The sequence below is a fragment of the Stieleria magnilauensis genome (assembly GCA_007753675.1).
GTDB classification, from domain to species: domain Bacteria; phylum Planctomycetota; class Planctomycetia; order Pirellulales; family Pirellulaceae; genus Stieleria; species Stieleria magnilauensis.
Genome location: CP036432.1, coordinates 5,757,221 through 5,769,872, shown reverse-complemented (window position 1 = coordinate 5,769,872; position 12,652 = coordinate 5,757,221). Strand labels below are relative to the sequence as shown.

Genomic DNA, 12,652 nt, shown 5'->3' with positions numbered 1-12,652 from the left:
CGATCACAAATCCCTAGTAGGCGTGTCCTGAGCGAGCCTCGAAACTGCTGAGCTCGAAAGGACTGCTGTAGTTTGGGCACTCGCAGCGAGTTCGGGACTAAACCTATCTGCAGAGTTCGCCCAGAAACCAGCCGAATAGAAGGGAATTGTGCGGCGAAGGAAATGAGCCAAGTCGCGCAGGGCGATGCAACCGACGCGAGTTCGAATGGCTGCGAAATGCAGGCGGTGTGCCTCACCTCCGCGCGCAAGGCGTCGCTGCGACGTGGGGACACAAAGGCAACTTCATCAGAGGGGAGGCTCGCCTGTAGTCGGCACGGAAATGCACCGCGACGATCCAATTCTCCATCCGATACATCTCCCTCACCCTGTTCGACGGTGGATACAATACCTTGGAACCGATACGTGGAAGTAGCAATCCGAATGCGATGCCCCTGCTTGCAGGCAAGCTACGACAGACAGATCGTCCGGTTCGCCACGATCCGATCAATTCACTGGCGCGATCGGTTGGTTCCGATGCGCGCAATCTGTTCAACGAACACGCCAATGTGACTCGCGATGACAAGGATGAAGAGTAATGGATGAGCTGCGAGGCCTCTTCAAAGTACTGATGGTTGGACTCTGCGTGCTAACGTGCGGCTGTTCCCAAAATACCATCGATAAGCGAGGACCATCAAAGGAGGGATCGAACACAACCTCTCCGCAACAGAATCGTCCTGTGAGTGTCGATAGATGTCTCTACAATGGCATCGTGCTGCCGGAAGCATGGCCGCCGGACTATGGTGAATTAGCGCGCGACCCGATGCCGGTTCCTTACCTTGCTCATCCCCCCGCGGTCATTCCCATCGATGTGGGGCGCCAGCTCTTTGTCGACGATTTTCTTATCGAAACGACCACGTTGCGTCGCACCTTCCACCAGCCCGAGTACTGCGCGGAGAACCCGGTTATCCGGCGCGACAGACCCGGCGACTACCAAGCGCCCTTCAGCGGAGGTGCGTGGTACGATCCGGCCGACAATCTTTTCAAGATCTGGTACTCGGGCGGCGAGAGCACCCTCTTGTACGCGACGAGCAGGGATGGAATCCATTGGGAAACGCCGAGGTGGAACCAGCCCGGCGCAACGTCGGACCTGCCCAGAGAGCTAGCCTGCGTGTTGGCGCACCCGGAGGAAGATGCTCCCTTTAAATCCGTCGCGGCCGCGTTCGCCGCTGGTGGGAATTGCCCGCTGAAACGCGTCTCCGGAGAGGTCGGTTCTGTATGCTTGAAGCTTCCCAGAAAAGTTACCGCTGGCGATAAAGTTTCCTTCACGGCGATCGACGCTCAAGGCAAGAAGATTGACCTTTCGACTCTCCAGCACGTCGAAATCGGCTTTGGCGAGGCAGGCTTTGTCCTTGACGACCGCGGGACTCTCGACACGGCGAGTGGGAACGGGGTGTTCACAATGACGGCGGCGATGCTGGCATCCGACCGTTTCGATTTCTTCGCAATCAATCCCGCCGGGAAGACCAATCGCGCCGAGAGCACGGACCACGCAAACGTGGTACTACACCCCGAGAGCGTCAATTCGAGCACGGTTTGGCTGGATCATCGGGCCGCGAATACGGAGGAGAAGTTCAAGTATTTTGCCAGCGAAGATTTTCATATTGAAGACGATAAAATCGGCTGGTTCTACACCTATCGCAGCAGTGCCGACGGGGTTCATTGGTCGGAGCCAAAGGATGAGCGAGCCAGGATTTGGGGCGACCGCTCAACCGCCTTCTATAATCCGTTCCGGGACGTGTGGGTACTCAGCCAACGAACGGAGGATGACAAGGGGAGGAGGACGCGATCCTACATCGAAGGGCCGACCGTCGGAGACTTGATGTCCGAAGTCACATACAACGGACCTCACATCGAGGGAGAAAGGATGGTCCTTGGTGAGGCTACGGGAGAGTCTGTGAACTGGACCGGGGCTGATAAACTTGATCCTCGGCACACCGATTCACGGTTCTCTGAGATTGCCCCGCAATTGTACAACCTGGACGCGGCACCGTACGAGAGCTTGATGCTCGGACAATTCTCGATATGGCAGGGACCATCGAACGAAGTATGCGGCGAACTCAACCTCCAAAAACGAAACGACATCCTGCTAGGATTCAGCCGCGACGGTTTCCACTGGGACCGCCCGAGCCGGGAACGGTTCATTTCCTGCACTTGGGACGCAAGCAGCTGGAGGTATGGCAACGTGCAGTCATGTGCCGGCGGCCCACTGGTCGTGGGCGACAAGCTGTACTTTTATTTCAGCGGCCACGCCAAGCCGCGCCATGGCGATGCGTGGGATCGAGACGCCTCGACCGGCTTAGCCATTCTGCGACGTGACGGGTTCGCCTCCATGAATGCAGGCAAAGAGGTTGGAACGCTTACGACGAGACCGGTGACGTTCCAGGGAAAGAACCTGTTCGTGAACGTTGATTGCCCCGAGGGCGAATTGACTGTCGAAGTACTGGATGAGGGCGGGAACGCGATCGAGCCGTTTACCCTAAAGAACTGTGATCCGGTTTCCGGGGACAAGACACTTGCGGAAGTCAATTGGCAAGAAGACAACGATCTCTCGGCCCTTGTCGGCAAACGGGTCCGGTTCCGGTTCCATCTCAAAAACGGCGCCCTATACGCCTTCTGGGTCAGTCCCGACGAGTCCGGTGCCAGCCACGGATACGTTGGGGCCGGCGGGCCGGGGTTTGCCGGACCGAGAGACACTGTTGGAAGAAGCGCTGCGGGAGCCAAGAGCCAACAAACCGAATCAGGCGACAAGAAAGCTCAATCAGGAAATGGAGACTGACACAAGACTTGAGGAGCACCTCCATTGCTTTCGCTCGCGTCGGTGATATCGACCGACTGCAATTCCGGTTTCTTCTTCGAGCCAGCGGTTGGACAAACCGAGGTGACTTTTGCAACTGTCCAACTGCAGGCGGTCGTCCACACCGAAAGCAGCTAAGCAGCTTCATAGGACAGCGACTCAGCCACCGATCTGGCTCCATATCCGCCGCTGCTCCCGCCAATTCACTGACCGAGAAACGGCTCTTAAATCACGTTCAGTGATCGGATCACGGCCAGAGGTAATCGGTGGATGGAAAAGGATCGCGTCTTGGATGCTCGGACAGAGATAGAGCAGGTTCATGATTTGGGTCAGCCGGGGGCGGGTGACCTGGCCGAGTTTGGCGAGTTCGGCTTGGGAACGCACGACGCCGGTCCGTAGCAAGTCGTCGAAGTGGATCGCCAATGCCATCAGGCGGGTGATCCGCGGGAGACGGCCGACTGGTGGCGGCGTCGGGGCCGTGCCAGAAACGACGGCGCGGCGGCCGTGGCTTTTCCGCTGGACGTTGAAACTTCGTTTGACGGACGTGGTTTCGTTCATGAAGTGCTCTCCGGTGTTTCGGCGGCCGTGCCAAGCGTGGCAATGCCCGTGCTGTGGAAGTGGATGTCAACGCTGCCTTGGACGCCGTCGTAGTCGATGCCGGCAACGAGGAGTTCGACCAGGCTGCAGCGTTCTTTGGATTTCATCGATTGCCAAAGCTCGTCAAATCGTGCGAGCGAATCAGCGATGTCGCTGCGGCGTGGTGCTTTGGCCTCAAGGGCAGCGATCTGTTCTTGTAGTTCGGTATGGCGGCGCTCCGAGGTCGAGATGCGAGTTTGTATATCGGCAACCAGCTCCGTCGGACCGTTTGTGATGGCGAGGTGTTGGAGTTGTCCGTGGTAGGAACGCAAAAATTCGATGAGGGCGTCGCGCTCGCGTAAGAGATCATCCCGCCTCGCTTTCGACTTGCTCTGCATTTGTTCATAGATGTCGGCAATCAGTTCGTGGTCACTGGCAATCGCCTTGATTTCACTAACAACGAATGCTTCGATTGGATCTGCGGGAATTGATGGCGATGGGCAGCTGGCGTGACCACTTTTCTGGGCGCCGCCACAGACGTAATAGCGATATCGCCGATTACTCTTACTGGTCGTGCTGTGAACCATCGCTCGGCCACAGTGCTTGCACCGCAGAAGACTCCGCAGCAACGCGCCATGCTTGTTGCGTGATATTTCATTGCCGCGGCCGTTGGTGCGGAGGCGTTTTTGCACGGCCATGAAGAGCGACTCGTCAACGATTGATTGGTGCTCACCAGGATGGACCTCGTCGCGGTAGCGAACCTGGCCGATGTACGTCGGGTTGGTTAGCAGCGTGTGCAAGTTAGTTTTCTCGAACAGCTTGCCACCACGGACGGTGCCTTTTTTCGTGGTCCATGATTTCGTACGCCAACCGCGGTCATTGGTCTCTTTGACGGTCTGAAGCAGCGAATTGTGCTGGAGATAGAGTTTGAAGATTTGTCGAACACGTTCGGCCTCTTCGGACATGACAACCAGTTTGGAGTCGATCACGTTGTATCCAAGCAGCGGCATGCCACCGGACCATTTGCCACGGCGGCGAGCAGCCGCGATTTTGTCTCGCGTCCGTTCACTAATCATTTCTCGCTCGAATTGGGCGAAAGATAACAACACGTTCAGGATCAGCCTGCCCATGCTGCTGGCAGTGTTGAATTGCTGGGTCACCGAAACGAACGCGACGCCGCGGGCATCGAACTTTTCCATAATTCGCGAGAAGTCCATCAATGATCGGCTGAGGCGGTCCACCTTGTAGACGACCACGCAGTCGATCTTTCCGTCATCGATATCGGCCATTAGTCGCTGCATACCAGGCCGATCGAGATTGCCACCTGTGAAGCCGCCATCGTCATATTTTGTCGGCAAACACTCCCATCCCTCGTGCAATTGGCTGGCAATGTAGGCTTCGCCGGCGTCACGTTGTGCGTCGAGGCTGTTGAACTCCTGTTCAAGTCCGTCTTCGGTGCTTTTGCGTGTGTAGATCGCGCAACAAACCCGCTTTTTAGCTTGGTTGTCCTTCTTCATTGTTGTGGCTCCGGATTCTGGAGCTTGAAGAAGCGGTAGCCGTTCCAGTGTTGGCCGGTGATCTTCTTGGCAATTGCGGAAAGCGATTTGTAGAACTCGCCTTCAAACTCAAAGCCGCTTTCCATGACGGTTACGACGTATTCAACACCTTTATAGACTCGCGGAATTGTTAGCCCCGGTGCCGGAAGTCGATCGTCTTGCTTCTCAGGATGTAGTTGCATGCGATCGGGGATGCGTTCTGGAACCTCCGTCGGATCGCACGGCGGAATGACGCGCAAGTCAGCCGTGTTTGCGATTCCGCGTGCGCGGGCAAGGGCTCGATCAGACAAGCCTCCGTACTCATTCACCTGCATTCGCCAGGCGATTCTTTTAATGAGCCACTGTTTGTGGCGACCTTTGGTCGTCTCGCCATAGACATCGAAGTACTTGTCTTGCAGCTGGTCAACCGTCATGCGACTTAGCGCAGCGACCTCTTTCTTGATGTTCAAACTCATATTCTCTCCGTGACTGGGAATCGGTTGTCTCGCGGTCGTTTACCGCGTGTCACAGAGAGCGATCAGTTGACGAAGAGATCAAGCGATCTGTTGATAAGTTTTGCGAAGTTTCTTGTTCGCCAGGATTGGTCGTGTTGGCACGCTCGATCACAGCCGTCGTGATGAAATCGAAGATCGCATCGGCAAGCAGATTGACGATTTCGCGACGGCGTTGAACATCGACCTGCGGCATATCGGAGAGGTTGGTAAAAGCCAAATCAGGGTCGCTCCAGACAAACGGAATGGGATCGGGCGGTTAACACACACCGCCTCTACCCCTTGAACTACCCGGACTGCGAGTCATTTGACCGGTGACCGCCAAGAATCATTTCTCGAATACAGCGGCGCCGGAGTTCGTTCATTGGAATAACGATTTTTCTTTCGCTGGTGACCAGAGGTGTCACAAGTCGCTGAGATGCTAGCAGCTGCGAGTCGGGAAAGATGGGGTGGCTGTTAGGACGCTCAGGAACCAGGCCACGGATGAGCGGAATGGAGACCCAATACAGGAACTTTGGCGGTGGAATCCGTCGGCCGCCCCACCCGGTTCGTATCGTGCAGCTTGTTGGACTTGCTGGTGATTCGCTTCAAACAGGGAAGGACATTTCTTACTCCGCACCATGTGAAAACAGTTTTTGAAACAGGGAAATCAATGCCAACCCTCCGCTTCACGCGTCTCTCTAAACCCGAGGTTGTACGCTCGATCGATCCGATTCGTCTGCTCACACTGCTGAAACCACACGCCGAGTTCTTGAGGTCTCGCGGGTTGAAGTTGCCAACTCCGAGCAAAGCCTCACGGCTCGACCACCAACGATTGATGCCGATTCTAATTTCGCCCGGCGAAAAGGCGCCGCCAGATTTGCTCGATGCACTTTCGATGATTGATCAGATGTCCGCCCCCAGAGCGATCGACGTGGTGCTGGATCATTTGAGCATGGCCGATTTGCAGCTCACGACCAATGGCAACCATTCGGCCACCGACATCGTCACCCAAGCTTGGCTACACCATCGCGAAACTCTTCTGAGGCGTAACCGTACACCAGAACCAGTTAGCGACGTCTGGTTGACTTGTTGAGGAGGCGGCGGCGGGCTCGGCGGGTGCGTTTGCGGTCGGCGGCTTGGCGGCGTTCGTCCTGCCTGTACTCGCGAATCGATTCAGGGTGCTCCGCTTTCCATGCGTGGGGAGTCAGTACGGACCAGTCTGTCTCGCCGGCGAGCGCCCTCCGTAAGACATCGTCCAAGTACGCTCGCACGTCCAAGTCGTTGCGGATCGCGCTGCCGATGATCGTTAGCAGGTTTGCTGCTCGCTCTCCTGAAGCCACCGAGCCCTTAAAGAGCCAGTTCTTCCTTCCCGTGGCGACGCGTTTCATCAACTGCTCGCAATCGTTATTGTCCAGCGGAATCGTCGCGTCCTCGGTGAAGCGGCACAGTGCTTCCCAGTGACGTCGCACATAGCCAGCCGCCACACCGAGATTGCTCTTGGGAAGAACCGACGGTGACTGCATCGCTTCGCTGTCGAGGTACTCCGCGATCTGGTCGAGAACATGACGCGATAAGCTTTGACGTCGCGCAAGACGCGCTGCATCGTCAAGCTCCTTGATCTGGTCTTCTACGTCGTAAAGCATCCGAATCAGCGACTCCAACTTCGCCACTTGCAGAGGGAACGCACCGCGACACTCATCGATCTTGCGACGCGCATGCGCCCAGCATGCCGCGAACGTGATTCGCGAGTCACTTCGTAGATCGATCTTTTGAAAACCCGACCAGCAGTCTCCTAGGACGTTGCCTTTAAAATCACTCAGTACATCATCCGGTCCATCGCGGTGACGACTCACCGTAAAATCGAACACCACCACCGGAAGACGTGAGGCGTAGTAGCCCCACATGTTTGCGTTGATGCTTGGCTTGCCGGACTCGATCGCATTTCCAAGCACTTCGCCGATCCGCTTGCCGCGGGGATGTTCCGATAGGTCAGGCATGGCCTTCGGTGTGATCAACAACACACCGGTGTCGTCGCAGCCGACCGTGCGATCGTGCTTCAAAACGCTTCGCAAGTAATCAGCAAGCGGACGAAGCGCGAACTCGACGGCCGTTTCGATGTTCCCCAATGTGCTGCGACTGGGCGTCCAGCCACTGCCGGCGAACAGATCTTGCTGACGATAAAACGGCAGGTGATAGAAGTATTTCCAGGCCACAACTTCGACTCCAATCGAGGCGTCAAAGCGATCGCCTTCGACCAGACCGGTGGGACGCTCGGGAGTGACGATTCCTTGTGATTTGTCGGTCGGGTGAGCGTACTTGGCATACTTGGTCACCCGGACTTTCAGTTCACCGGCGGTGCTTTCGAGCGTCTCGACTTCGTCATAGCCGATCAGGATGAGGCCTTTGCGTTGGGCTTCGGGCAGGTCGACGATCTTTTCGTATCGCGGCAAGTGTTCGGGGAACTTGCGGTCGCTTGGTTCCGGACGTTTCTTTCTGCGTTTCTTGTTTGCCTCTTCGGCGTCATCGACAATCTGTTCGGCCTCGCGAATGGCTTCTTCCAGCGCGCTGACCACCTCGGGCGTGGGCTCTTCTCCGAGATCCAAAAACAACTGGCCTTCGCCATCGACGCGTCGTTCACTCTTGCGCCCGTAGAGTTGTTTGAGCAGTTTTTCGATCTTCAGGTTTAGCTCGATGACCTTCTCGTCGAGCTTGTCGTGATCGGCTTTGAGTTCCAGGACGCTATGAGCTTGCTCCTCGATCAGCTTGTCTTTGAGCGATAGCTCGGTGGCCTGCTTGCCAATGATCTGTTGATGTTCGCCGACCTGCGATTGCAGCTCTGCAATCAGTTGATGGCAAGCGTCGATGTCGTTTGGAAGAGGCTTCGAATTCATGATGGCGACATTATAAATTTCACTCCAAATCGCGCAAAGCAAGGCGCAAAAAAACCGACTCCGCGAAACAAATTTCGTGGAGCCGGTTCGTTTCGAGTCGATTGGCGATGGGCTAAGCTGCCATTCGTTTGCGTCGGGTCTTGGCCGCTTTCAGTGACACTCCTGCGATCCACATGGCCAGTTCGACGTTATCGATCACGATGTGCGAGCTGCCGTCCTCTGCCTTTGGTATTTCGACGGTGCCTTGTTCGAGCCTTCGATACCAGAGCGTCAGTCCGCCGGTTTCCCACCACAGGGCTTTGATGCGATCGCGTCTGCGATTGACGAACAGGAACAACGAACCATCGGTCACGCTGTGATTCATCGCAGTGGTGACGATGCCGGTCAGTCCGTCGAAGCCTTTGCGAAAATCGACCGGTTCGGTGCAAAGATAAATCGGCACACCGGAGGGCAACCCGATCATGGCCGGGCCTCCGGCTGTTGGCTTGGTTGCCGATCCGTCGGGACCTCCACGCGGATTCGAATGCCGCCGGGAAGTTCGATGGTGGTGCAGGCAGTCGCCGGGCCGACGACCCGATCAGGCTCGCCAGCCTGATCGCCGGGCAGGCCAGGTAGGCGAAGCGGCACGAACTGGACGTTCGGCTCGCCTGGCTCTGGCTCGAGGAGTGCTGGCGACTGGCGCAGCTTTTTCTTCCATTGATAGAAGGACGGCTGCGAGACGCCTTCATTTCGACAGAACTGGGCGACGGTCATTCGCGAGCGATCAAATCGACGCAACCGTTCCTGCCAAACCTTGGCAGTTTTGGATCGGGGCATGAGTTTTCTCCGTTTGGTGAAACGAAACAAAACCCACCACGGTAAACCCCGCGCCTACAACGGTTCTGGTGTACGGTTACATATCAACGTCGCTTGTGTCCGCGTTGTAAGTGACTTTAACGATGTACTCGTGAAGTAGCCGGTACTTCTATTCTGAAACCATCGAGGGCCAATCATTACGAAACGTTTTCGCCAGCTCAGGTGAAGCCTCCCAAGTGCCGATTCTCGCTGCGACGAACTCTTCCATGTCCCAGGCATTTAACCAAACACTCGGGCACGGCGGTCGTCCTCCCGCTGTGGATCGGCACTGATAGTGGCGATACCGAATGTTCCCGCGTGAACTGGCGTTGGTGCTCATCCGTTGCATTGCCGGACGCATCAGGGTCTCACTTGACTGCCCCAGATCCTCGAAGACGTCGACGATATTCCACTTAAATACCTCCGCCATGTCCCTGCAGATTCGCTGCTGAGCTTCGCAGGAAGACAGCACGCTACTGCTGCTTCGCGATTGCCGCGTGTAGATCGCGCACCGATCGAAGGTGGGAGACATCTGAAAAAACCAAATTGATACAAGCTTCAATGTTGATCAAAGCATTGTATTTGATTTGGTAGTTGGTTTAGCGTTGCTTGCGTGGTGTTCAATCTCAAAGATTGTAACGGTAAGCGACTCCGCCGTTTGGCAGTAGGCACAGCGGGCTTCGAAGAACTCACTGACTCGCGCGCGAAGTTCTGCGGACACGTATGCCGTCACGACGTACCCGTTTGCGGTTGTTGACGAAGCGTGTATTCGGCTCGCGCCTTTGACAAATTTAGCTCGTCAACCTGCTCCAACAAAGAATCCAGTTCGTCAATTTCTTCCTTGGAAAGTCCACCTTCAGAGTTGCGCTGCAACAGGTCATCAAGTCGCGATTGGGACCGTGGGGCAAGCATTGAGCTAGCGAGCGCCTCCAGACCGGCTGTGCTGACGCTCGGCAATATCTTCGACTCGTTTGACATCACTTTCTCCGAATATGACGATCATCCATCGATGCATAGGATAGCAGTGTTTGCCCGTTCGGCTCCACACGGAAAATGGTGAAAGTGGGAAGGCTGGGGCGAGGCCCTGGACTTCATTAGAACCTCGCATGCTCGGCTTTAGGAAAGCTTGAGTGGCCAAGAATGCCAATTCAGCAAGTCGAATTTGATCGAGCGCGGGTTTCGGATTCGATCGTGGGCGATCCCCAAACGCCGCAAAATACGCTGTTTTCGTTCATTTGAGCTAACTGTTTTGTCAGCAGTCCTGCAGGTTAAATTTGAGCCTTCACGGACAGTATCGAAATGATGCTGCCCGCCAGTAAACGCCAAAGGCCGATGCACACGCATCGGCCTTTTTGCGTTTGATCCCCGGGTTTCCGGGACTTTCGGGCGTTAGACCGTGTTTCTCGCCTCTCTCGCTCAGCCGACGGAGAGACGCGGAGAAGGTACTTTGTGGCAGCTTACCCCTTGGCCCACAACGAATACTCTCGAACTCTCTGAGTTAATCGTCCGGCGTCAGTTAACAACTTTGGCCGGTTCCGCGCGACATCGAGAGTATTCCAAAGAAGAGACAGAGTACGGCAGAGAGTTTGAGATCTGGGCCGGCTGTCGGGCCACCGCGATTCGCCGCGCTATCTCGCCAGTTGCTCGGCTATCGGCTACCACGACACAATCGTACGTAACTCGCACAGAGTGCATTAAGATGGCTGGCTCCGAGCGGGCATCGAAACCTCAGGAATGAATAGGAAGGTGAAATCAACATGAGCATGAAGAGCATCGTTTGGATCGTCGCCTGTCTATCGAGTGTAACGGTCGCTGTTGCCGCCGAGTCCAGACCTAACGTCATCCTGGTGATGACTGACGACCAGGGCTGGGCGGAAGTCGGCTTCCACGGGAATAACGTCCTGAAAACTCCCAACCTCGATCGGTTTGCTGCCGAGGGAACGGAACTGACGAACTTCTACGTCTCGCCGATGTGTACTCCGACACGTTCGTCGCTCATGACGGGGCGATACCACTTTCGAACCGGAGCGCACGACACGTATATCGGACGGTCCAACATGAACCCGGAGGAAACGACGATCGCGGAAGTCTTCGCGGACGCTGGTTACCGGACTGGTATTTTCGGCAAGTGGCACCTTGGCGAAAACTTTCCGATGCGCGCCCAGGACCAAGGCTTTCAAACAGTCGTCGTTCATGGCGGCGGCGGCATCGGGCAATTTGCCGACTACCCTGGCAACACGTATTGGGATCCGACGCTGCAGTACAACGACACTTTAAAAAAAGCCAAAGGCTACTGCACTGATGTCTTCATCGACGAATCCATTCAATTCATGAAGGATTCAGGCGAACAGCCGTTCTTTTGCTACCTGCCGCTCAATGCTCCTCACTCGCCATTCCATGTAGCGGATGAGTTTCGTGCGGACTACGACAAACAGAACCTTGCAGATCCCGATGGACGAAAATGGGTCGCGCCGATCTACGGGATGATCACTCAGTTCGACGGTGCTTTCGGACGCCTGCTCGAAGCGGTGGAGAAGATGGGCCAGCGCGAGAATACGATCATCATTTTTATGAGCGACAATGGTCCGAACTCGACCTATTTCACAGCCGGATTGCGGGCAAAAAAAGGGAGCGTTTACGAAAACGGTATCCGCTCTCCGTTTGTGATTCAGTGGCCCCAAACACTAGACGGCGGGCGAAAGTACGATACTCCAGCGATGCACATCGATTTGCTTCCGACGCTGGCAGATGCCTGCGGAATCGACTTGCCCGCCGATTTGAAAGTGGATGGCATAAGCATCCTTGGTCTGCTGCATGGTGAAACGCAGGAATTCCAACAGCGTTATCTTTTTATGCAGCACAACCGCGCGAATGTTCCTCCAAAGTACAAAAACTGCATGGCGCGTCGTGGACCGTGGAAAGTGGTCGGCAATCAAGGCGGGCCAACAGGTTTTGAGCTTTACAACATTGAACAGGATCCTGGCGAGACGCAGGACCTGGCCGACAAACATCCGGACATGGTAAAAGCCTTCGTTCGAGAATACGAATCTTGGTTCGACGATGTGACAACTCACCTGCGGTGTAACGACGGCATGCCGTATCCCACCGAACTGAATCCCGAACAGAAACTAGACTTCCGATTTACCTGGCAAGACTGGTGGGGCGACAAGACGGGGTGGCGACCCAACAACTATGGCCGATGGCGAATGAGCAACCCCGGGCTGATCGATCGCTTCGATATCTCGATCGTTCCGCATCGACAACACCATGGGCAGGCCGCCACGGTGAAGTTCATTTGGATGGACAAAACGATCGTCAAAGAACTTGACGACGTCCCCAGCCAGGTCGAGTTGACGGATATTAGGCTGCCAAAAGGAACCGGCTTTATGGAAGCTCAGCTTCTCATCAATGGAAAAGTGCGTGCGGTCCAAGAAGTTCGGATAAGAGCACATTCCACAGCGAAAACGAAGTAGAAGAAATCGACGCAGC

The 12,652-nt window shown here is 55.7% G+C and carries 12 protein-coding genes; 4 read left to right on the top strand and 8 right to left on the bottom strand.

From position 1 onward, the window contains the following. Positions 1-425: 425 nt before the first annotated feature. Positions 426-575 carry a hypothetical protein gene (locus tag TBK1r_RS38805; RefSeq protein ID WP_419580196.1) on the top strand — a complete coding sequence of 50 codons (150 nt, stop codon included), beginning with the start codon at positions 426-428 and terminating at the stop codon, positions 573-575. Further along, on the top strand, positions 575-2,815 hold the full coding sequence (locus tag TBK1r_RS20245; RefSeq protein WP_145214613.1) for a hypothetical protein: 2,241 nt from the start codon (positions 575-577) through the stop codon (positions 2,813-2,815). The genes TBK1r_RS38805 and TBK1r_RS20245 overlap by 1 nt, the downstream gene beginning before the upstream one ends. Before the next feature lie 177 nt (positions 2,816-2,992). On the opposite strand, the gene TBK1r_RS20240 is transcribed toward TBK1r_RS20245, so the two are convergent. Genes TBK1r_RS20240 through TBK1r_RS20225 form a run of 4 tightly spaced genes read right to left on the bottom strand, consistent with a single transcriptional unit; the run spans position 2,993 to position 5,676 of the window. Next, positions 2,993-3,391: a hypothetical protein gene (locus TBK1r_RS20240; RefSeq protein ID WP_145214610.1), complete on the bottom strand. Its 399-nt coding sequence runs from the start codon at positions 3,389-3,391 to the stop codon at positions 2,993-2,995. After that, entirely contained in the window at positions 3,388-4,926 is a 1,539-nt protein-coding gene (locus TBK1r_RS20235; protein ID WP_145214608.1) for a recombinase family protein, read from the bottom strand. The genes TBK1r_RS20240 and TBK1r_RS20235 overlap by 4 nt, the downstream gene beginning before the upstream one ends. Beyond that, on the bottom strand, positions 4,923-5,420 hold the full coding sequence (locus TBK1r_RS20230; RefSeq protein WP_145214605.1) for a DUF2924 domain-containing protein: 498 nt from the start codon (positions 5,418-5,420) through the stop codon (positions 4,923-4,925). Before TBK1r_RS20230 ends, TBK1r_RS20235 begins: the two co-directional genes overlap by 4 nt. A gap of 49 nt (positions 5,421-5,469) precedes the next feature. Continuing rightward, positions 5,470-5,676 carry a hypothetical protein gene (locus TBK1r_RS20225; RefSeq protein ID WP_145214602.1) on the bottom strand — a complete coding sequence of 69 codons (207 nt, stop codon included), beginning with the start codon at positions 5,674-5,676 and terminating at the stop codon, positions 5,470-5,472. A gap of 357 nt (positions 5,677-6,033) precedes the next feature. Here TBK1r_RS20225 and TBK1r_RS20220 point away from each other — a divergent pair, with 357 nt between their 5' ends. Next, on the top strand, positions 6,034-6,531 hold the full coding sequence (locus tag TBK1r_RS20220) for a hypothetical protein (protein ID WP_419580195.1): 498 nt from the start codon (positions 6,034-6,036) through the stop codon (positions 6,529-6,531). Here TBK1r_RS20220 and TBK1r_RS20215 read toward each other — a convergent pair. The 4 genes from TBK1r_RS20215 to TBK1r_RS20200 all read right to left on the bottom strand — a co-directional run bounded on the left by TBK1r_RS20215 (position 6,506) and on the right by TBK1r_RS20200 (position 9,695). After that, the gene (locus tag TBK1r_RS20215) at positions 6,506-8,329 is read right to left on the bottom strand and encodes an IS66 family transposase (RefSeq protein ID WP_145207195.1); all 1,824 of its coding nucleotides are present in this window, start codon (positions 8,327-8,329) and stop codon (positions 6,506-6,508) included. The two genes, TBK1r_RS20220 and TBK1r_RS20215, sit on opposite strands and share 26 nt — an antisense overlap. Before the next feature lie 112 nt (positions 8,330-8,441). Continuing rightward, complete coding sequence (tnpB, locus tag TBK1r_RS20210; protein WP_145207196.1) at positions 8,442-8,792, bottom strand: IS66 family insertion sequence element accessory protein TnpB; 351 nt, start codon at positions 8,790-8,792, stop codon at positions 8,442-8,444. After that, positions 8,789-9,145 carry an IS66 family insertion sequence element accessory protein TnpA gene (tnpA, locus tag TBK1r_RS20205; protein WP_145207197.1) on the bottom strand — a complete coding sequence of 119 codons (357 nt, stop codon included), beginning with the start codon at positions 9,143-9,145 and terminating at the stop codon, positions 8,789-8,791. The genes tnpB and tnpA overlap by 4 nt, the downstream gene beginning before the upstream one ends. 148 nt (positions 9,146-9,293) lie before the next feature. Beyond that, entirely contained in the window at positions 9,294-9,695 is a 402-nt protein-coding gene (locus TBK1r_RS20200; protein WP_145214596.1) for a recombinase family protein, read from the bottom strand. A gap of 1,225 nt (positions 9,696-10,920) precedes the next feature. Between TBK1r_RS20200 and TBK1r_RS20195 the strand changes: the two genes are divergently transcribed. Next, complete coding sequence (locus TBK1r_RS20195) at positions 10,921-12,636, top strand: arylsulfatase (RefSeq protein ID WP_419580194.1); 1,716 nt, start codon at positions 10,921-10,923, stop codon at positions 12,634-12,636. Positions 12,637-12,652: the final 16 nt, after the last annotated feature.

Bases quoted from the DNA above. Each gene is read 5' to 3' on its own strand.
- TBK1r_RS38805 (WP_419580196.1), top strand. From the start codon at position 426: ATGCCCCTGCTTGCAGGCAAGCTACGACAGACAGATCGTCCGGTTCGC.
- TBK1r_RS20245 (WP_145214613.1), top strand. From the start codon at position 575: ATGGATGAGCTGCGAGGCCTCTTCAAAGTACTGATGGTTGGACTCTGC.
- TBK1r_RS20240 (WP_145214610.1), bottom strand. From the start codon at position 3,391: ATGAACGAAACCACGTCCGTCAAACGAAGTTTCAACGTCCAGCGGAAA.
- TBK1r_RS20235 (WP_145214608.1), bottom strand. From the start codon at position 4,926: ATGAAGAAGGACAACCAAGCTAAAAAGCGGGTTTGTTGCGCGATCTAC.
- TBK1r_RS20230 (WP_145214605.1), bottom strand. From the start codon at position 5,420: ATGAGTTTGAACATCAAGAAAGAGGTCGCTGCGCTAAGTCGCATGACG.
- TBK1r_RS20215 (WP_145207195.1), bottom strand. From the start codon at position 8,329: ATGAATTCGAAGCCTCTTCCAAACGACATCGACGCTTGCCATCAACTG.
- tnpB (WP_145207196.1), bottom strand. From the start codon at position 8,792: ATGATCGGGTTGCCCTCCGGTGTGCCGATTTATCTTTGCACCGAACCG.
- tnpA (WP_145207197.1), bottom strand. From the start codon at position 9,145: ATGCCCCGATCCAAAACTGCCAAGGTTTGGCAGGAACGGTTGCGTCGA.
- TBK1r_RS20200 (WP_145214596.1), bottom strand. From the start codon at position 9,695: ATGTCTCCCACCTTCGATCGGTGCGCGATCTACACGCGGCAATCGCGA.
- TBK1r_RS20195 (WP_419580194.1), top strand. From the start codon at position 10,921: ATGAGCATGAAGAGCATCGTTTGGATCGTCGCCTGTCTATCGAGTGTA.